16 protein-coding genes are annotated in these 18,436 nt (G+C 39.8%); 7 read left to right on the top strand and 9 right to left on the bottom strand.

The window, feature by feature from the left end; all coding sequences use genetic code 11:
* The first annotated feature begins 32 nt into the window (after positions 1–32).
* Positions 33–497: a DUF2062 domain-containing protein gene (locus tag PBAT_RS23080; RefSeq protein ID WP_068653014.1), complete on the top strand. Its 465-nt coding sequence runs from the start codon at positions 33–35 to the stop codon at positions 495–497.
* A gap of 94 nt (positions 498–591) precedes the next feature.
* Here the strand turns inward: PBAT_RS23080 and PBAT_RS23075 are convergent, their stop codons facing one another.
* Positions 592–924 carry an antibiotic biosynthesis monooxygenase gene (locus tag PBAT_RS23075; protein WP_068653013.1) on the bottom strand — a complete coding sequence of 111 codons (333 nt, stop codon included), beginning with the start codon at positions 922–924 and terminating at the stop codon, positions 592–594.
* A gap of 181 nt (positions 925–1,105) precedes the next feature.
* Between PBAT_RS23075 and PBAT_RS23070 the strand changes: the two genes are divergently transcribed.
* Positions 1,106–1,771 carry an S-layer homology domain-containing protein gene (locus tag PBAT_RS23070; protein WP_068653012.1) on the top strand — a complete coding sequence of 222 codons (666 nt, stop codon included), beginning with the start codon at positions 1,106–1,108 and terminating at the stop codon, positions 1,769–1,771.
* Positions 1,772–1,898: 127 nt separating this feature from the next.
* Here PBAT_RS23070 and PBAT_RS23065 read toward each other — a convergent pair whose 3' ends face one another.
* Both PBAT_RS23065 and PBAT_RS23060 read right to left on the bottom strand, forming a co-directional pair.
* Entirely contained in the window at positions 1,899–3,137 is a 1,239-nt protein-coding gene (locus PBAT_RS23065; RefSeq protein ID WP_068653011.1) for an aminopeptidase, read from the bottom strand.
* A gap of 36 nt (positions 3,138–3,173) precedes the next feature.
* Positions 3,174–3,944 carry an exodeoxyribonuclease III gene (locus tag PBAT_RS23060; RefSeq protein ID WP_068653010.1) on the bottom strand — a complete coding sequence of 257 codons (771 nt, stop codon included), beginning with the start codon at positions 3,942–3,944 and terminating at the stop codon, positions 3,174–3,176.
* A 200-nt stretch (positions 3,945–4,144) separates the two neighbouring features.
* On the opposite strand from PBAT_RS23060, the gene PBAT_RS23055 reads away from it, so the two are divergent.
* The 3 genes from PBAT_RS23055 to PBAT_RS23045 are packed head-to-tail and all read left to right on the top strand — an operon-like array spanning position 4,145 to position 7,868.
* Positions 4,145–5,239: an endospore germination permease gene (locus PBAT_RS23055; RefSeq protein ID WP_068653009.1), complete on the top strand. Its 1,095-nt coding sequence runs from the start codon at positions 4,145–4,147 to the stop codon at positions 5,237–5,239.
* Entirely contained in the window at positions 5,236–6,720 is a 1,485-nt protein-coding gene (locus PBAT_RS23050) for a spore germination protein (protein WP_246168214.1), read from the top strand. The genes PBAT_RS23055 and PBAT_RS23050 overlap by 4 nt, the downstream gene beginning before the upstream one ends.
* The gene (locus PBAT_RS23045) at positions 6,717–7,868 is read left to right on the top strand and encodes a Ger(x)C family spore germination protein (RefSeq protein ID WP_068653008.1); all 1,152 of its coding nucleotides are present in this window, start codon (positions 6,717–6,719) and stop codon (positions 7,866–7,868) included. The genes PBAT_RS23050 and PBAT_RS23045 overlap by 4 nt, the downstream gene beginning before the upstream one ends.
* A 29-nt stretch (positions 7,869–7,897) precedes the next feature.
* Here the strand turns inward: PBAT_RS23045 and PBAT_RS23040 are convergent, their stop codons facing one another.
* Positions 7,898–9,199 (bottom strand): voltage-gated chloride channel family protein, encoded by a 1,302-nt coding sequence (locus PBAT_RS23040; RefSeq protein ID WP_084403323.1) that lies wholly within the window; start codon positions 9,197–9,199, stop codon positions 7,898–7,900.
* 166 nt (positions 9,200–9,365) lie between these two features.
* Between PBAT_RS23040 and PBAT_RS23035 the strand changes: the two genes are divergently transcribed.
* Complete coding sequence (locus tag PBAT_RS23035; RefSeq protein WP_084403322.1) at positions 9,366–10,064, top strand: DsbA family oxidoreductase; 699 nt, start codon at positions 9,366–9,368, stop codon at positions 10,062–10,064.
* A 75-nt stretch (positions 10,065–10,139) separates the two neighbouring features.
* On the opposite strand, the gene PBAT_RS23030 is transcribed toward PBAT_RS23035, so the two are convergent.
* Complete coding sequence (locus PBAT_RS23030) at positions 10,140–10,631, bottom strand: 8-oxo-dGTP diphosphatase (RefSeq protein ID WP_068653006.1); 492 nt, start codon at positions 10,629–10,631, stop codon at positions 10,140–10,142.
* A 183-nt stretch (positions 10,632–10,814) separates the two neighbouring features.
* Between PBAT_RS23030 and ymzB the strand changes: the two genes are divergently transcribed.
* Positions 10,815–11,150, top strand: a complete 336-nt coding sequence (gene ymzB / locus PBAT_RS23025) for a protein YmzB (RefSeq protein ID WP_169810166.1) — start codon at positions 10,815–10,817, stop codon at positions 11,148–11,150.
* 126 nt (positions 11,151–11,276) lie between these two features.
* On the opposite strand, the gene murB is transcribed toward ymzB, so the two are convergent.
* The 4 genes from murB to PBAT_RS23005 all read right to left on the bottom strand — a co-directional run bounded on the left by murB (position 11,277) and on the right by PBAT_RS23005 (position 18,428).
* Positions 11,277–12,188, bottom strand: a complete 912-nt coding sequence (gene murB, locus PBAT_RS23020; protein ID WP_068647069.1) for a UDP-N-acetylmuramate dehydrogenase — start codon at positions 12,186–12,188, stop codon at positions 11,277–11,279.
* Positions 12,189–12,794: 606 nt separating this feature from the next.
* Positions 12,795–14,519 (bottom strand): assimilatory sulfite reductase (NADPH) hemoprotein subunit, encoded by a 1,725-nt coding sequence (gene cysI, locus PBAT_RS23015; protein WP_068647067.1) that lies wholly within the window; start codon positions 14,517–14,519, stop codon positions 12,795–12,797.
* A gap of 22 nt (positions 14,520–14,541) precedes the next feature.
* Positions 14,542–16,374, bottom strand: coding sequence for an assimilatory sulfite reductase (NADPH) flavoprotein subunit (locus PBAT_RS23010; RefSeq protein ID WP_068647065.1), 1,833 nt, complete (start codon positions 16,372–16,374; stop codon positions 14,542–14,544).
* Positions 16,375–16,643: 269 nt separating this feature from the next.
* A complete protein-coding gene (locus tag PBAT_RS23005; protein ID WP_169810079.1) occupies positions 16,644–18,428 on the bottom strand; it encodes a methyl-accepting chemotaxis protein in 1,785 nt (594 codons plus the stop codon).
* Positions 18,429–18,436 lie beyond the last annotated feature (8 nt).

Below are 18,436 nucleotides of genomic sequence, written 5' to 3'. Positions count from 1 at the left end.
CTGTAGACTTCACAAGTAAAGGAAGAATTAACATGAAAATAAGAATCTTCAGGAAATTTAAATATGATAGTTTGCGATTATTGCGCATCAAGAAATCAGATCACTTAATTTCCATTGGTTTTATTGCCGGATTTTTTCATTGTTGGTTCCCTACATTTGGAATCGGACTACTACTATCCATAGGACTTGCTCGCTTATTACGTGGAAATGTTGTTGCTGCTGTTATTTCAGGATCACTAGGCACAGTGATGTGGCCAGGTCTGTTTTTTCTGAATTACAAAATAGGTTTCGTATTCATTAGCTTATTCTACTTCTCTACAATTCAAGGCAATCAAGAGATCGTAATGAATAGTCATCGCTTTGGCCATATGGGTATGAACTTTTTAGTAGGTTCTGTTGTGAATAGTATCTTATTCTCCATCATTGGATATTTCCTTATTCGTTTTGTGTTAATGAAATATCGTCTTCCGTTACTTAAATTACTCCGTCGTTCCTGATAAGATTAATAAGAATAGTGTACAAGGAGAACCCTTTCATTAGCAATCTTGCTAATGAAAGGGTTCTCCTTTGTAATATAAATGATCATCTATTCTATTGATTATTAAACGCTTTGCCTTTTTTGATGGTTTGGGTCAGATACATATTAACCGTAGTGCTAATGACATACTCGGGTGGAGTCTGCCCTTTTTTCGAACGATGCCCCTGAATATGAATATCGCTCTTCTCCCAGTTCTTCCAGGCCTCTTCTGATTCCCAACGAATGATGACAACAACTTCCTCATTTTCTTTACTTCGCTTGTTCAGTAATACACTGATATCTATGAGTCCTTCCATACCTTCTACTGGACTTTCCTGACTGAAACGCTCAATAACCTGTTGCGCGTTACCTTTTTCTACAACGATCGTTCTTGTTTGAATAAGCACGTGTATGCCTCCCGATTATATAGTTTCTCATAACTAGTATTTTGAATATACTCTCATTGTAATTGATAATGATTATCATAGTCAATTATTAAAATGAACAAGGTATTACATGCAACATTCTTAACACCCTCTGCGTCAAAGAAGGTAATAAATTACACGTATAACTTAGGGGGAACACAATATGAAGATACAAAAGACATTGGCAACACTTACAGTCGCATCTATCCTTACTCTTTCACTTGGAGGATGGATCTATGCAGCTGACAGCACATTCACTGATTTAGGATCCACTCCTAATAAAGACAAAATCATCGCCCTTCATGAGCAAGGCTTCATTAACGGAGTTACTGAAACTGAATTTCATCCAGAGGCAATCGTGACGAATGCTCAAGCTATACAGTTCATCACAAAAGGACTCCAACTCAATCTTAGAACGATGAAATTCATCAAAGCGCCGCTAGCAAGCGACAACTTCACACATGTAAAGAATGATGCATGGTTCGCTGAAGCATTTATTAATGCCTTCTATAACAACATAGATCTTCCCAAGGACATCGAACCATCTAAATCGATGTCAAAAGAACAGTTTACGTATCATCTTGTTACAGGTGTTGAGAGAGTTGGTAATCTACCTATGGTTAAACTTGTCCCTTCAACCATTACAGATGAAGACGAGATTACAGCTATGTATCAAGGCGCTATCCAGCGCTCACTTAAATGGAACATTAATACACTTACAAGTGATGCGAAGTTCAATCCTACAAGTGAGATTACTAGGTCAGAAGCAGCTGTTATGATATTCAATGCATTAGAATTTTTGAAAACTCAAACAGTAGAGATTCAATAAATCACTCTAGCTTCATATCACCACGTTAATCTAGCTCAACTCATATGAACCTCCCAATCAACGAACAATAAAACCACCGTCTCTTTTACTACACATAGAGAACCGGTGGTTATTTAAATTTATAAGATTAAGCCCAATTTCCGTTGCGGAATACAGCTTCGATCGTACCATCCGCCAGTTCACCGTCAATCTCAAGCTTTTCAGAACCTATCATGAAATCGACATGTGTTAAGCTGACATTGCCACCTTTTAATACTAATTCTTCTTTACTAAGTTTTGTACCGCCCTCGATATTGACTGGATATGCACTACCCAGTGCAAAGTGGCATGATGCATTCTCATCAATACCCGTATTATAGAAAATCCGGTTCAATCGTGAGATGGGTGAATCATGAGGAACTAGCGCCATTTCACCAAGATAAGATGCCCCTTCATCGGTATCTAGTAGTGAAGTTAAGTGTTCGCGCCCTAATTCAGCATCATACTCAACGACTTTACCTTCTTTAAAAGTCAAAGTCATTCCTTCAACCAACCGCCCGTTTAAATTCAGCGGAAGTGTACTGGTTACCTTTCCATTCACTCCTGTGCGTAACGGCATCGTATATATTTCCTCCGTTGGCATATTCGCTACAAAATACACGCCGTCTTGGTTCTCATCTCCTCCACCAAGCCATAAATGACCTTCAGGCATTTCAACATGTAGGTCAGTCCCAGGAGCCCGGTAGTGCAAACTTTTATAACGTTTCTTATTCATTCGTTCCTGCGTTACTTTAAGTTGCTTAATGTGTTCGCGCCATGCTTCTACCGGGTCTTGTGTATCACCTGCTTCAACGCGGTTCATAAGGAATACCGCTTCCCACATCGCCTGTACCCGTTCGTCTTCTGGAAGGTCAGCGAACACTTTATTAGCCCATGCGCGAGTTGGTGCCTTAATTAACGACCAGCTGAATTTATTCGTACGTACATAAGTCGAGTATCTCTCACGTGCAATAGCAGCCGCTTTGACAGATCTCGATACCTTTAAGGAATCAATCCCATTGAATAGTTCCGGATTAGGAACCTTAATATGTAGGATGGCTCCACCGCCTTCAGCAAGTTGCTCCATCATATCAGCTTGCCACTTCGGATAATAGTTGAATGAATCATCATTCGCCTTCTCATAGCGAATACGCGTGACCCCTTCATCCTCCCACTCTACCTGCACATATTTGGCTCCAGCCTCATACGCTTTAGACACAATTAGTCGTGTAAGATCAACGGTTTCGAGTGGCGATTGAACGACTAGGACTTGTCCAGGTTGGACATTCACCCCCACTTTCACAACTAGTTCAGCGTATTTATCCAACATGATATCGAACTCTTTCATAATCCTTTTCCCCCACATCTTTTTAGTGACTTACCCTCATATTCCGTTGCTTATGTCCTCTAGCGTCAGAGTAATTGGACAATGATCGCTTCCAATTACTTCGTGATCAATTCCTGCATCAATCAAGACCGTATTCAGTCTCGATGAGACAAGGAAATAATCAATTCTCCATCCGATATTCCGTTCTCTCACCTTGGCCATATAGGACCACCAACTATAGGCATCTTCACGATCAGGATAGAAATATCTGAACGTATCGATGAATCCAGCATCCAACAATGTAGTCATTTTTCCTCGTTCTTCAGCCGTAAACCCAGAGTTGTTTCGGTTAGATTTCGGATTCTTCAGATCAATTTCTTGATGAGCAACATTCAGATCTCCACAAATGATGACAGGCTTTTGTTCGTCTAGTTGTTGAAGATAGTTACGGAAACGATCTTCCCATTCCAATCTATAATCTAACCGCGCTAAATCGCGCTTTGCATTAGGTGTATATACATTTACAAGGTAGAACGTATCGAATTCCAACGTAATGATGCGACCCTCATCTTCTTTATCCTCTTCTATCCCATACCGTACAGAAAGTGGCTTTATTCTCGTGAAAATGGCAGTACCCGAATAACCCTTTTTGAGTGCATAATTCCAATATTGAGTAAACTCATCACCTTGATCAAGGACAATTTGTCCTTCTTGCAGCTTTGTCTCCTGTACGCAAAAAATATCTGCTCCAGATTCTTCGAAATATTCGTTAAAACCTTTAGTTACACATGCTCGTAAACCGTTCACATTCCAAGATACTAACTTCATTATCGTCAATTCTCCTTGCTTTTTTACATTCAATTCTATTCCAAGTGTATCATATATTCACTTTTTCAAGATGAGTATCAGAATCGAACAAAGAAAGAACTCTTATATTTATTACCCTTTGCTATTACATATAAATTGGTTTTCAAGGGAATCCTAGTGGCATAGAAAGATCAAGTGATAAGAATGAAGGTGGTCCATGAATGAGTGCTTCTATAGGAAAAATAAGTTTCTTTCAAACAGTAATGATTCTCATGTTAAGTAATGGGCTAATGACACACGTCATTATAAATCCAATGCTTCTAGATTCTTCGGGTAGAGATTCATGGATTTCGATCATGATATCTTTTTTCGTCTTCATTCCTTGGTTTGTCTTCGTTGCAATATTTATGAAAAAATCAGGGCAACAGAAACTACTTCCATGGCTCATTTCGCGGACTAATCCAATTATCGCATGGATCCTTATCATTCCGATGTTTATTCAACTATATTTAATTGGTGGGACTACGATATTTCATACAGCCACATGGACTTTTTCAAGTTATCTACCTTCCACACCCAAAATTGTGCTAGTCATTACATTGGCCCTTGTTAGCTTTTACTGTGCCCGAGTTGGCCTTACATCTATTGCGATTGCTTCTGGGATACTGCTTCCCTTCGTTATTATCCTTGGCATATTTGTAAGTATTACGAATATGCCCCAGAAAGATTATGCACGATTGACCCCTATGTTGGAACATGGTTGGGGACCTGTATTCAATGGTTTAGTGTATATTGGTGGGGGTGTTACAGAACTACTCATTATCATCGTTATGCAACACCATTTGAAATCCAAGGTTCGCCTGTGGCAACTTCTTTTAATTGGCGCTATTTTAGTTTACATTTCAATAGGTCCAATTATAGGAGCCATCACTGAATTCGGTCCAAATGAGGCTTCTAAACAGTTTCAATCCCCCTATGAACAATGGCGTCTACTGAAACTAGGAGAGTATATTGAACATGTCGATTTCTTGTCTGTATTTCAATGGTTAGCAGGAGCGACCATTCGAATAAGTCTCGCTCAATATCTATTGGGGGATATGCTCCCTTTTAAGAATCAAGTCACACGAACACGATTTCTTCTCTTCATAACGACAAGTTATATTCTGTTGTCGTTGCTACCTATTAGTCAAAATGAATTTTATCAATGGTCATATCGAATATTTGTTCCTACAACACTTTTGGTAAGTGTGTTACTCACTTTGTTTTGGCTCTATATTTCCATATTTACTAAACCAACAAAGGAGGGTTCTACTTGAGCAATCATTCAGTCAAAGACACCTACGTTAACTGGACTACAGAGAAACTGAAAGACATGTTCAAGCAATCCGCTGATATATCCATTTTCGATCATCATTATGATGAGTCCCCATCTTCAGAGGTCGTTCTTATATATAGTGAAGGAACGATAGAATCGAGTTTAATAAGCCGTGTTGTATTACCTGAACTACACAATATGTATCAAGAGCATAATGGATTTATTATCCATCAAGGAGCCATGTTTGGATCGTTACAACTGGTATCCCTTGAAAAAGAAGCTACCAAAGAGACCCTCTTTGAGGATATATTTGAAGGTTTCCTTCTCGTGTTCTTCCCTCAACTCAATACTTTCTTCACCGTAAATATCAGTCAGATTCCCGGAAGATCTCCTGAAGAATCGAGTACCGAGATTTCAATTAAAGGTCCTAAGGATGGTTTTGTTGAGAGTGTTGTTACGAACGTTGCGTTAATTCGCAAACGAATTCGAAGTAATTCACTTTGTTATGAAAGATATATTTTAGGCACAAGAACTAAAACCAAGGTTGGTTTACTCTATTTCGAAGATATTATATCACCTAAGATTCTGAAAGAAGTTAAGCTACGACTAGAAAAGATTAATGTAGACGGCATCTCGGGTGTTGGTCAACTTGAAGAGATACTATCTGATTCTAAATACTCACTCTTTCCATTATTTGATTTCACAGGTCGCCCAGACTACGCAGTTAGTTGCTTACTCAATGGAAGATTCATCATTATTGTCGATGGAAACCCTATGGTCCTTATTGGACCTGGAACATTTACTTTGCTATTGAAATCACCTGAAGATATTCATTTCAGTTTTTATTACGTTTCATTTGTTCGCCTTATCCGAGCATTAAGTTTCCTGTTGTCCATTATACTTCCAGGATTTTATGTAGCTTTAACGGCATTTCATCCCGATCAGGTTCCATTTTATTTGATGGCAACGATATCAACCGCACGCACCGGACTTCCATTCACATCACCCGTAGAAATGTTCTTACTTATTATTCTCCTTGAACTTTTTCGTGAAGCGGGTGTCCGATTACCAAGTTCTATTGGACAGACCTTAACTGTCATTGGTGGGCTAATCATAGGAGATGCATCTATTCGTGCAGGGTTGGTATCTCCTTCTGTTGTCGTTGTTGGGGGAGTTACAGCTGTATGTGGCGTTGCATTGGTTAATCAGTCCCTAAGTTCTGTTGTTAGTCTTGTGCGACTGGTCTTGTTTATTTTTTCATCTGTACTGGGGATGTTTGGTCTATTAATGGGGATTATCCTACTCGTTATTTACTTATCAAGATTGCAAACTTTTGGGATTTCTTACCTATCACCCCTTTCACCTCCCAATTTCAAAGATATCGCACAGACCATATTACGGTTTCCATGGATTAAAATGAAACAAAGACCACAAGATTTAAATACCATAGATTCAGATCGCCAAGGGGAAGATGCGACATGAGTATTCTAAAAAGGTTGTTAATCAGCGTTCTTGCTCTGGCGGTATTATCAGGTTGCTGGGATTCTAAAGAAATTGAGAATATGGCCTATGTTACTGCTTTAGGTTTTGATTATGAAGATGGAAAATATAAAGCATATGCACAGGTTCTTAATTTCTCCAATATAGCGAAAAACGAGTCCGCAGAAACAGGGAAAAATGTGCCTACGTGGATTGGACAAGGGGAAGGCCATACGATTTCCGAATCCGTTGATTCACTCTATGCTACAGCACAGCAAAGAGTATTCTGGGGTCATGTTAGAACCATTGTCTGTAGTGAAAACTTACTGAAGCAAGCTACGAAAATACAAGATGTCTATTCTGCAGTGAATCGCTACCGAGAAATAAGATATAACATACTCGTATATGGTACGAAGGAACCGATAGCTAAATTATTTGCAATAAAGTCCTTGTTAAATTACTCTCCCATCGAGTCTATTCTGAGTACACCAGAGCAAGTATTCAAACAGTTCTCCATTATCAAACCCGTATATGGATACAAATTCATTGCAAACTCTACAGAAGGTAGTGGGTCTTGTATACTTCCATCCCTATCTATTGATAAAAAGACATGGTTGGAAGATGCGAAAAAAATACCATTGCTCAGAATGAATGGTGCGTATATGTTAAGAAATCTCAAACTACTTGGATGGCTATCAGAAGAGGATTTGAAGGGGGCTCGATGGCTCGAACGAGGCATTAATCGGGTTCCCACAAATGTACCAGATACAGAAGATCCCAAAGCAAATGTAGTAATCATTAAGCCCCATAATGCTATTACTTCAAAAGTTGTAGACGGGAAAGTACAGTACAACGTTAAAGTTAGTGTTGAAGCTTATCTGAATGAACTACTGGAACCTTTATCCAGTGCAACAATCAAAAAAGAAACAGCCAAAGTTATCGTCGCACAAATCAGGAGTACCTATATGAAGGGGCTCGCTATTAAAAGTGATGTATTAAATCTGGAGGACTCACTATATCGTTCAAATAATAAAAAATGGAAAGAGTTACATCAACATGAGGATACTTTTCTATTAACCGAGGATTCTCTACAAGATATTGAAGTTAAAGTCCATATTATCCACGCTGGTAAATATAAGACAAAGAGGTGACACTCACTCCAATGTGGTGAGTGTCACCTTTATTTTCGTTTTACTTTAACCGAAGATAGACTTGTTCCAAGCGGAACCTTCAACAGTGGGCTCTTCGACACACCGATCAATTGAGAAGTATAGATACCTGTGTGACCAGAGAACAAATAACTTACCAAACACGCGATAAACATATAAATAGCACCTTCAGATCCAAACAACTCGATTCCCATCAGAAAGCAAGCCAGAGGCGTATTGGTTGCACCGCAAAATACAGCAATGAAGCCTAATCCAGCCAAAAAAGGTGCGTACAACTGAAGAACTCCTGCTAGTGAATTCCCTAATGTTGCACCTATGGCAAATAAGGGTGTCACTTCCCCACCTTGGAATCCTGCGCCTAACGTGACTGCTGTGAAGAGAAGTTTCCCAAGGAATGCAAATGGATGAACGTTATCCTCGAAAGATTGTGATATAAGTGGTATACCTAATCCTAAGTAATCACGTGATCCAATAAGATATACCATGAGGATAATGATCACGCCCCCAATCGCACTTTTTAACATAGGATTAGGTATGATGGAAACGAAGCTCTTTTTAAGAAAATGGGTTAACTCACTGAAAATCATGCTTACTAACCCAAAACATACAGCAGCAACGATCACTTTCAATACTACCATTAGTGTTAGTGCAGGAATTACACCCATATCATAATGAATGTGAGTGATTCCCCATAAATTCATAGCTACTATATTACCTACAAAGCTCGCGACAAAACAAGGAATTAACGCATTCGATCGTATCATTCCTAAAGCGATCACTTCAATGGCGAAGACAGCTCCAGCGATAGGCGTTCCAAATATCGATCCAAACCCACCACTAATGCCGCACATCAATAGGATTTGCCGATCTATAGGTCCCACCTTAATCCATTTACCAAACTGTTCTGCAAGGCTTCCACCCATCTGAACAGCTGTTCCTTCACGTCCTGCTGATCCACCTAGTAAATGTGTTACTAATGATCCCAGCAGGACAAGCGGTGCCATACGTAAAGGGACAGGCTCAAATGCCTGCTCTTGGATTTGCTCAATAATCAGATTGTTGCCTTTAGCACTATGCTTGCCATATTTATAATATAGATAACTTACGAATGCTCCTCCTAATGGTAATAAGAACAGCACCCAAGGATTAACTAATCGAATATCGGTTACATATTCAAGACTGTTCAGAAATAACGCGGATGCTGTACCTGACAATATCCCAACAACGCTACCATAGAAAATCCATTTCAGAAAAGAACGCATGAGCAACACATGAATAAATCGGTCTGAGCCATTTAACAATATCTTCCGCATCCTATTCATTCTCGTAAGACCTACCCTCTCACGTCCATTAAGCTCTTTTTTCGAAATTTTAGTTCATAAAGAAAGGCTTGTCAATGAAATATGCCAGAGCGACAAGTTGATTTTTCTATCTGTAATCATTATGATGATAGATAGGAACAAATAAGGGGGAATTGTCATGACAATGAAAGTAGAATTCTGGTCAGATATTGTATGTCCGTGGTGTTATATAGGAAAAAGAAGATTTGAGAAAGCATTATCTCAATTCGAACATGGTACAGAGATTGAAGTGATCTGGCGTAGTTTCGAACTTGATCCTTCATCACCACGTCAAGGTGGCGATCTTGTTTCCGCTCTTTCTAAGAAGATGGGTAGATCGATTCATGAAGTAAAACAGATGATGGCACAAATCACTAATTTAGCGGCACAAGACGGACTTGAGTATCGATTCGATATCGCGAAACCCGGTAATACACTTGATGCTCATCGACTCATTCATTTCGCTTCCGATCAGGGGCTTGTGGAGGAACTTAACGAATATCTATACCGTGCGTATTTTACAGAAGGCGTGCCTGTTAGTGACATCGAAGCGCTCATTCAAGTTGCTTTGAAAGCTGGCCTTGATGAGAATGCAACTCGCGAAATGTTAGCAAGTGATAAATATACGGACGATGTCCGATCAGATGAAGGTCGGGCGCAATCTTTAAATGTAAGTGGCGTTCCTTTCGTACTTGTAAATGACAAATATGCGATCTCTGGCGCACAAACATCTGAGGTCTTCCTCGATGCACTTCGTCAAGCATGGAATGAAGCACACCCGATTACCGTTATTGGTGGCACAGGAAACAGTTGCGATGATGGCAATTGTCTCATTTAACGAATAACTGATTAGATTGATACAGATAATAAGTGTCCCATAAATAACCTACAACTGGTTAGGGACGCTTTTTTTTCAATTATAAGCTTTATCATAATGCATTAAAGTCTCACCCAGTGCCGTGTCACTCTTCTTATTCCATATTACACTTCTCTCGAATGTTCCTTGTTGAAAAAAGTATGGGAAACGTCTCTTAAACCAATCTTGCATCGGGAGTTCCAATGCCTTCGACTTCTCAACCCACAACAATTCTCCCTCCGGTGGAAATTCTAGCAATTCCCCTTCACAGGATGTAACGAGATAGTTAAACACCATATATCTCAACCCCGTCTCCTGATCACAGAACTCATCTAACCCTTTAAATATAATCTCCTTCACGATCAGACCTGTCTCTTCTCTAACTTCTCGAATGGCTCCGTCTACAATACTCTCAGGGAAGTCTACCTTTCCTCCTGGAGCAATATACCCGGGAAAGCCCATCCTATCTGGTCTATTCATGAGTAATACTTTATCTCCTTGCTCGATCATACACATCGTAAATAACTTATAATTAACTTCAGATGACATGCGCTCAACTCCAATATTTTTATCAATTCATAGTCTCTTTCATTGTATCATTCATAAATCCACTTGAGGATACCACGACAACTAAATGTCAAAATGAGCACTCTATTATAAAAAAGGAATTACAGGTGAATTTATGGAGATACTGAGCAAATACAATAAAAAAATTACAGAGGGAATGAAATGATGGAACAAGCTATTACGCAAGTGACCCAATGGTTGAACTCACACCTAGACCATACCATCATCGTTAAAAAGGAAGAAGACGATGACATCGATCAAGTCCACATTCAACTGTCTCAATTTGAATTTCGACAGACCGGAGAAGGTAGCGATGCTTACTTGGACAGCGCCCTTGTATTACAAGGAAAGGGGAGTACATTGAATAATGATGGTGACTTAGTCCCACTTCCGCAAGACATGTATGATATTGCTACAACTGGTTTGGAGATAATCAACTTGGTAAGCGAAGAAATAGAATTACATTCCGCAAGAGCTAAATACACCATTTCTTCAACATAGGTTAATTCAAGTAACCTGATAATGTACGCCATTAATTGATCGACAAATAAGCTACCGAGGTTCGGTAGCTTATTTATACGTATAATGGATCAGCTGAATTAGGATAGGACGTCCATTACACCTTGGTTATTCTTCACCAATAAATTTGACTTCTGTTTCCAAATTGACACCGAATTTCTCTTTAACCGTTTCTCTAACATGAGCGACTAATGCAATATAGTCACTTGCAGTAGCGTGATCTACATTTACGATAAACCCAGCATGTTTCGTTGATACTTCTGCGCCGCCGATGCGTACACCTTGTAATCCACTCTCTTGAATCAATTGACCTGCAAACCGATTAGGTGGACGCTTAAAGACACTTCCACATGAAGGATACTCTAATGGTTGTTTCGACTCACGTAAATGTGTTAGCTCATTCATCTTCTCTTTAATGGAGGAATGATCACCAGGCTTTAATGCGAATCTTGCTTGAAGAATGGTATAATCTCCACCCGCAAATACACTTTGTCTATAGCCCCACGTCATGTCCTCTTTATGTAAGGTCAATATATGACCAGTGGAATGCACTACAAGAGCATCTAGTAACACGTCTGCAACTTCACCACCATAAGCACCAGCATTCATATAAAGTGCTCCTCCAACGGTACCTGGTATGCCACATGCGAATTCCAGTCCGGTCAAATCATGCTGCAACGCAACTTGTGACACCTGTATAATAGATGCCCCGCTTTGAGCTGTCAAAGTATGTTCAGAAAGTGTAATTTCCTGTAGACTGGTCATTTGAAGCACGATCCCTCGAATACCACCATCTCTAATAACCACATTTGATCCATTCCCAAGTGTTGTAATCATCACATTATGATCTACTGCATATTTGATGATACTTTGAACTTCGTCATAAGTAGAGGGTACAACACGAATATCCGCGTTACCTCCCATTTGAGTATATACGTAGCCTTTTAAAGTTTCATGACACTGAATGATCGCATTCGGCACAAGTGTCTGTAAATCATTGTAAACCTGACTGATGTCCATTTCTGCACTCCTCTTCCACGTTAATCAATTCATTCATCTGTGGTATATCTTATATTAACATAACATGAGAAATGACGTTTAACTGTACAAGCTTTCATTGAAATGTGACAATTATGTAGAACATGAACAAAACTTTCAACACCTCAACTAAAGTGTATGCCAACGCTGTCATGTCATATACGTTTGGTTTCATACTTATCCTAATTGCGGTAAAATAATCATTGTTTTTATTAAGTAAACTGGAGGTCATCTCACATCAAATTCTATGAATCAGATCATATCCCATCACATTTATTCACTAGAAGTAAATTAAAAAAACTGGGACTTCGTCCTATTTCCCAACATGTTGGATTAGTGATGTATCCTCCACATCATAGAAGATATAAATTATTTAGCCTTGAAGATGTTCGGCCGATGGATGAAAATGCTGGATTTTCTTTATTGATTGAGGATACCTCTGACGATGCGCGTGAACGATTCGAAGATTTCGCCAAAAGATTCCGGGAACGAATTCGCAAATGAAAACTAAGCTTACTAGTAAATAAAAGAAGCTGTTCCGTAAGGTCTACTATCTGACCTTTTAGAACAGCCTTAATTTATTAAATACTAGTTATGGAAATCTAGTCCAGATTGAACGGGTTTGACATATCCAGCTCGGATGACGAAATCTCCGAAATGCTCGCCTACTTCACGTTCTTGTGCATATTGATGGAGCATCGGTTCTAATATATTCAGAATTTCTTCTTCTCCGATATTTTCACGATAAATTTTGTTCAACCGCTCACCTGCAAATCCAGCGCCCAGATACATATTGTACTTACCTGGAGCCTTGCCCATGAATGCAATTTCTCCAAGTGCCGGACGAGCGCATCCATTAGGACATCCCGTCATCCGAATGTTGATCGCCTCTTCACTCAATCCAACTTCCGCTAAGATTAGCTCTATCTTCTCTAATAGGGTTGGAAGATAACGCTCTGCTTCAGCCATAGCCATTCCACAAGTCGGGAATGCTACACAAGAGAGGGCATTTCGGCGTAATGCGGAATGATGTTTGCCATCTGTAAGACCATACTCTTTAATTAACTCTTCAATTTTACGTTTCTTCGCAGTCGTCACATTGCCGATTACGAGGTTCTGATTTGGGCTAAGACGGAAATCACCGGTATTAATCTTGGCTATTTCACGTAAACCAGTCATCAATGGGTATCCTTCTTGGTCTTCGATTCGACCACTTGGGATATAAAGTGTCAGATGCCATTTCCCGTTACTACCTTTGATCCATCCATAGCGATCCCCATTATGACTGAATTCATAAGGACGAGCTTCTTCGAGATTCCAACCTAGTCTAGTTTGCAGTTCATTAACGAACCAATCCATTCCATATCTGTCGATCGTATATTTGAATCGTGCATATTTACGGACAGAACGATTCCCGTAATCCCGTTGAATCATAACTGTCTTCTCCGCGACATCGATGACCTGTTCAGGTGTACAGAACCCAATAACCCTTGCCAATTGTGGGTACGTCTGAGTATCACCATAGGTCATCCCCATACCTCCACCGACAGCAACGTTGAATCCCTTGAGTTTTCCTTCTTCATAAATAGCAATTAGGCCAAGATCTTGGGAAAATACATCCACATCGTTAGTAGGAGGAACAGTCACACCGATTTTGAACTTACGTGGTAAATAGACCTTTCCGTAAATCGGCTCTTGCTCTGCTTCATCGGCATTACTATCCACGATCTTCTCACCATCAAGCCAGATCTCATGATAGGCATTGGTCTTCGGAGACAAGTGATCACTAATTCTTGTTGACCATTCAAATACTTCTGCATGAACCTCAGATTGATATGGATTCGGATTACACATAATGTTACGATTCACGTCACCACAAGCCGCTAGTGTCGTCAAGAGAGCATCATTAATCGTACGAATACTTTTCTTCAAGTTCCACTTCAGAATCCCGTGGAACTGAATCGCTTGGCGCGTGGTGATACGTATAGAACCTGTAGTATACTCCCGAGCAAGTCGATCCATCTCCAACCATTGTGCAGATGTGAGGACTCCCCCAGGGGCACGTATCCGCACCATGAATTGGTAAGCCGGCTCCAGCTTCTGACGATGGCGTTCATTACGCAAGTCCCGATCATCTTGCATGTAGCTGCCGTGAAATTTCATCAATCGATTCTCGTCCTCAGACATCGACCCGGTGATCCCATCTTTAAGTGCTTCTTCAAGTTCCCCACGTAAGTAACGGCTACGTGTCTTAATATCCTCTACGTCACTCGGCGGACCATCTTGTACCACTACTGTTTTGTTCTGAGTCATTGTTGGTTAGCTCCTTTCGATCTTAATATACGTCACGTTGGTAGCGCTTCTGTTGTTGCATATCATTCAGATAAGCTACGGCTTCTTCCGTACTCTTGCCACCTTCTTGTTCAAGGATCGTGATCAAGGTGTTATGAACATCATGTGCCATGTGTTTCTCATCCCCACAGATATATACCGATGCACCATTTTCCAACCATTGATAGAGTTCACGGCTCTTCTCAAGCATACGATGCTGTACATATACTTTCTTATCCGTATCACGTGAGAAGGCAACATCCATGCGAGTTAGAACACCTTCTTTAACCCACCGCTGGAAATCAAGTTGATAGAGAAAATCTGTTAGTAAATGCTGATCTCCATAGAATAACCATGCTTTCCCTTCCGCACTTGACTCCTCTCTTTCCTCAAGGAAAGCTCGGAATGGCGCAACGCCAGTACCTGGTCCAATCATGATAATAGGGGTATCCGAATTCGCAGGAAGCTTGAAATTAGGATTATGATGAATATACATCGATAATTGCTCACCCGGTTCTAATCGTTCTGCGCATTGTGTAGAGCAGACACCATAACGTTCCCTTCCATGTGATTCATATTGAACCGTCCGAATGGTGAGATGGACTTCATCAGGTCTAGCTTTTGAACTACTAGCGATAGAATAAAGACGAGGAGGCATCTTCCTAAGGATCGATACGAACTCTTGAACTGTGCCTTTCCAAGGAGAGAAATCCTGCACTAAATCTAACAAATCGCGTCCATCCAAGTAATTCCGAAGTTCCACTTCATGACCTGGTTCTACAAGTTCTTCCAACGATTTATTAGATGATAACTTCGCTGCTTGTTCCAATAGCGGTTTGGTCAATACTGTTATTTCAAAGTTATTTAAAAGCGCTTCGCGCAAACTCCGTTCCTCGCCCTTCTTATTAACAGACACGAGTTCCTCTGGCTTCCAGCCCATGTTCTCAATCAACGATTCCACTAAACTTAGAGAATTCTCTGGGTAAATCCCCACACAATCCCCTGGTTCATAATGGAAATTGGAACCCTCAAGAGATAGTTCTAAATGACGAGTCTCACGATCTGATCCACGACCATTAAGGTTTAGATTCTCTAGTACTTCTGCTTTAAAAGGTGAAGTTCTCGAATATGCTGATTGTTCTGCTACTGTCCCAGTTTCAGTAAGCGTAGTACCTTGAGCTGGACCCGTGGACTCTAACTTCTTATTCAAGTTAGCTAACACATTTTCAATCCAATCCGCTGCCGAGTCATCATAATCTAAATCACAATCAACGCGTGTACTAAGGCGTTTACCACCCAATTCCTCTAGACGCTTATCGAAATCCTTACCTGTCTGACAATAGAACTCATAGGAACTATCTCCTAAGGCTAAGACGGAGAACTGCAAGTCTTCTAATTGAGGTGCGCGTTTACTATGGAGGAATTCATAGAATGGAATTGCGTTATCTGGAGGTGTTCCTTCACCATGCGTACTCGCAACAATCAGTAAGTTCTTAACTTTCTTCAACGTATTGGATTTGAAATCACTCATTGAAGAAAGTGTAACTTGAAACCCTAATTGTTCTAACTTGATAGTAAGAGCTTTAGCTAAACCTTGGCTGTTTCCCGTCTGAGAACCGAATAGCACTGTCACTTCCCGAGAAATTGCAACAGGACTATCGGTAGTTATAACTGTAGTTACTTCTGTAGCCGTATGTAACGTGGTATTAGAATTTTGTGTTGCTGTAAAATATCCGCTTAACCAAATCTGTTGTGACTCCGTTAGTGTTGGCACAAGGCGATTAAGAAGTTCTACTTGCTCCTGACTAAATGGGCTATTCATGACCTGAAATTGCAACGTTATCCACCTCACTTAGGAATATAATCAATTATAAATCAGAGTATACACATCGTATTAATATATCACTTTAACCTACCATAATGTGACAACGTGGTCAATAAAAAGACATATACCGTAGCATATTGAACAAATAATGACAAAAAAATAAATGCCATTATATGATAATAATAGCATTTAATATTTATTGTAATACCTTATATTTCATTATAGATATAGGTCAACCACGAAGTCCAATAATAGTATTGCAATAAAATCATAAGTTTTCCTTATATAACGATGCGTGATGGTGTTAGTATGTGCGAACCTTCATCTAAAGATAGGATGACCGCGTTATGCTCAATATCATCACCCTCATCCCCTTTAACATCAATCTTAAATACATTGATTTCACGGAACAGTTTTTGCGAAATTTCATTAATTTGAATCGCTTGCTCAGCAATATTACTAATCGCACTATCCTGCTGTATACTTGAAGCGTTCACTTCCTGAACGCCTGCAGCAGTCTCTTCAGCAATAGAAGCTACACAATGAACAGATTCAGACAGTCTCGCATTGTTAGTCCGGGTCAAATCCACCTTATCGTGAATTTGTTCTATCTGCCTACTGATTTCTTCAATTGTATGATCTATGGCTTTAAAGGATGAAAGAGTCTCTGCTACTTGATGATCCTGTTCCTCTAGACTCCCTTTCGTTTCAAGCATCGATTTCTGGAAGTCTACCATTCCAGCTTGTAAATCATTAACTATTTTACCGATATGAACGGATGACGCTTTGGTTTGCACCGACAATTTCCTTACCTCATCGGCAATAACGGCAAATCCTTTGCCATATGCTCCGGCCTGTGCTGCCTCAATAGCCGCATTCAACGATAGTAAATTGGTCTGTGTCGAAATCTCCGAAATCGTATGCGTAATCCTTGATATCTGTTTCGATTGCTCCATAAGCTTGATTAAAGAATCATACACCTTAACGATTGAATCACGAGAATGCTCAGATACTTTCTGCAGATCTGTGACAGCTGCAAACCCTTTTCTAGTATTGTGATTAGCTGTTTCACTTGTTGCTACCATAACATCGGTATATTCCGAAATTTCATTTACTCCACGTTCCAATTCCTGAATTAAGCTTGCACTATGCTCTGATTGCTCCGCCTGTTGCCCAGCCCCTACCGAAATTTCCTGTATAGTCTGTACAATATCTAGATTCGTATGTGCTGTAATAGCTGAAGATTGTTGGAAGGACTGTGAATACGTTGCTAGTGAAGATGCCACGGACTGTGTTTGTTGCAGCATATCCCGAACTCTAATGACCATATGATCGAAATGATGACTCAGACGACCTAATTCATCATTATATGGAGAATTGATTTGATATCGCAAATCTCCTTCTGAAATCTTGAGTAATGCGGATTGTAGCTTATTTACCGGTAACAAAAAGGAACGTATAAGCACAATTGCAATGCTTAGCGTCATCAGAAATATAAACACCGCTGCATAAGCAGCAATGGAAGCTGTATCATCTAATAATTTAAAGGAACGTGCTTCCGCCTCTATTGCGTTCTCCGCTGCAGCTGTATACAATGTTCCATTCGTCTTAATCATAGCATTATTGATTACAAGTGCATCGGTATGTAGGCTGTCGATTTTTTCAAGGACCGTCAAAGGATCCAATTCTACATTTTCTAACGTAGTGGCTAATTCAGCAACGTTTTCCTTATATTTATCAGCTTGGATTTTCAATCGCTGTAAATCATTAAAAGCTTCTGAATCCATTTTAAAACTTACCTTATTTATTTCCGTATAAAGCTTCTTTTGTGTTTCTAAGAACTGCTCAACATATTCAAGGTCACTAGATTGCGAGAGTGAGGTTTCCAGACCATTTAACTCTTGAAGTATTTGGGTGATCTCAGCAACGGCAATTCTTTTTTCCATCTCTTTTTTTTGCGTTTCCATTGAAATCTCAACATGATTAATTTTAATGTTCTGGTAAAATGCCACTCCAAGAAAAATAAGAGCAACCATAGAGAAGCTTAGAATCAACTTCCATTTCATCGACAGGT

Origin of the sequence: Paenibacillus antarcticus (assembly GCF_001637225.1) — a bacterium.
Lineage (GTDB): Bacteria > Bacillota > Bacilli > Paenibacillales > Paenibacillaceae > Paenibacillus_AQ > Paenibacillus_AQ antarcticus.
Note: the sequence above shows the minus strand (reverse complement) of the source record. Positions and strands in the feature narration are given on the sequence as shown.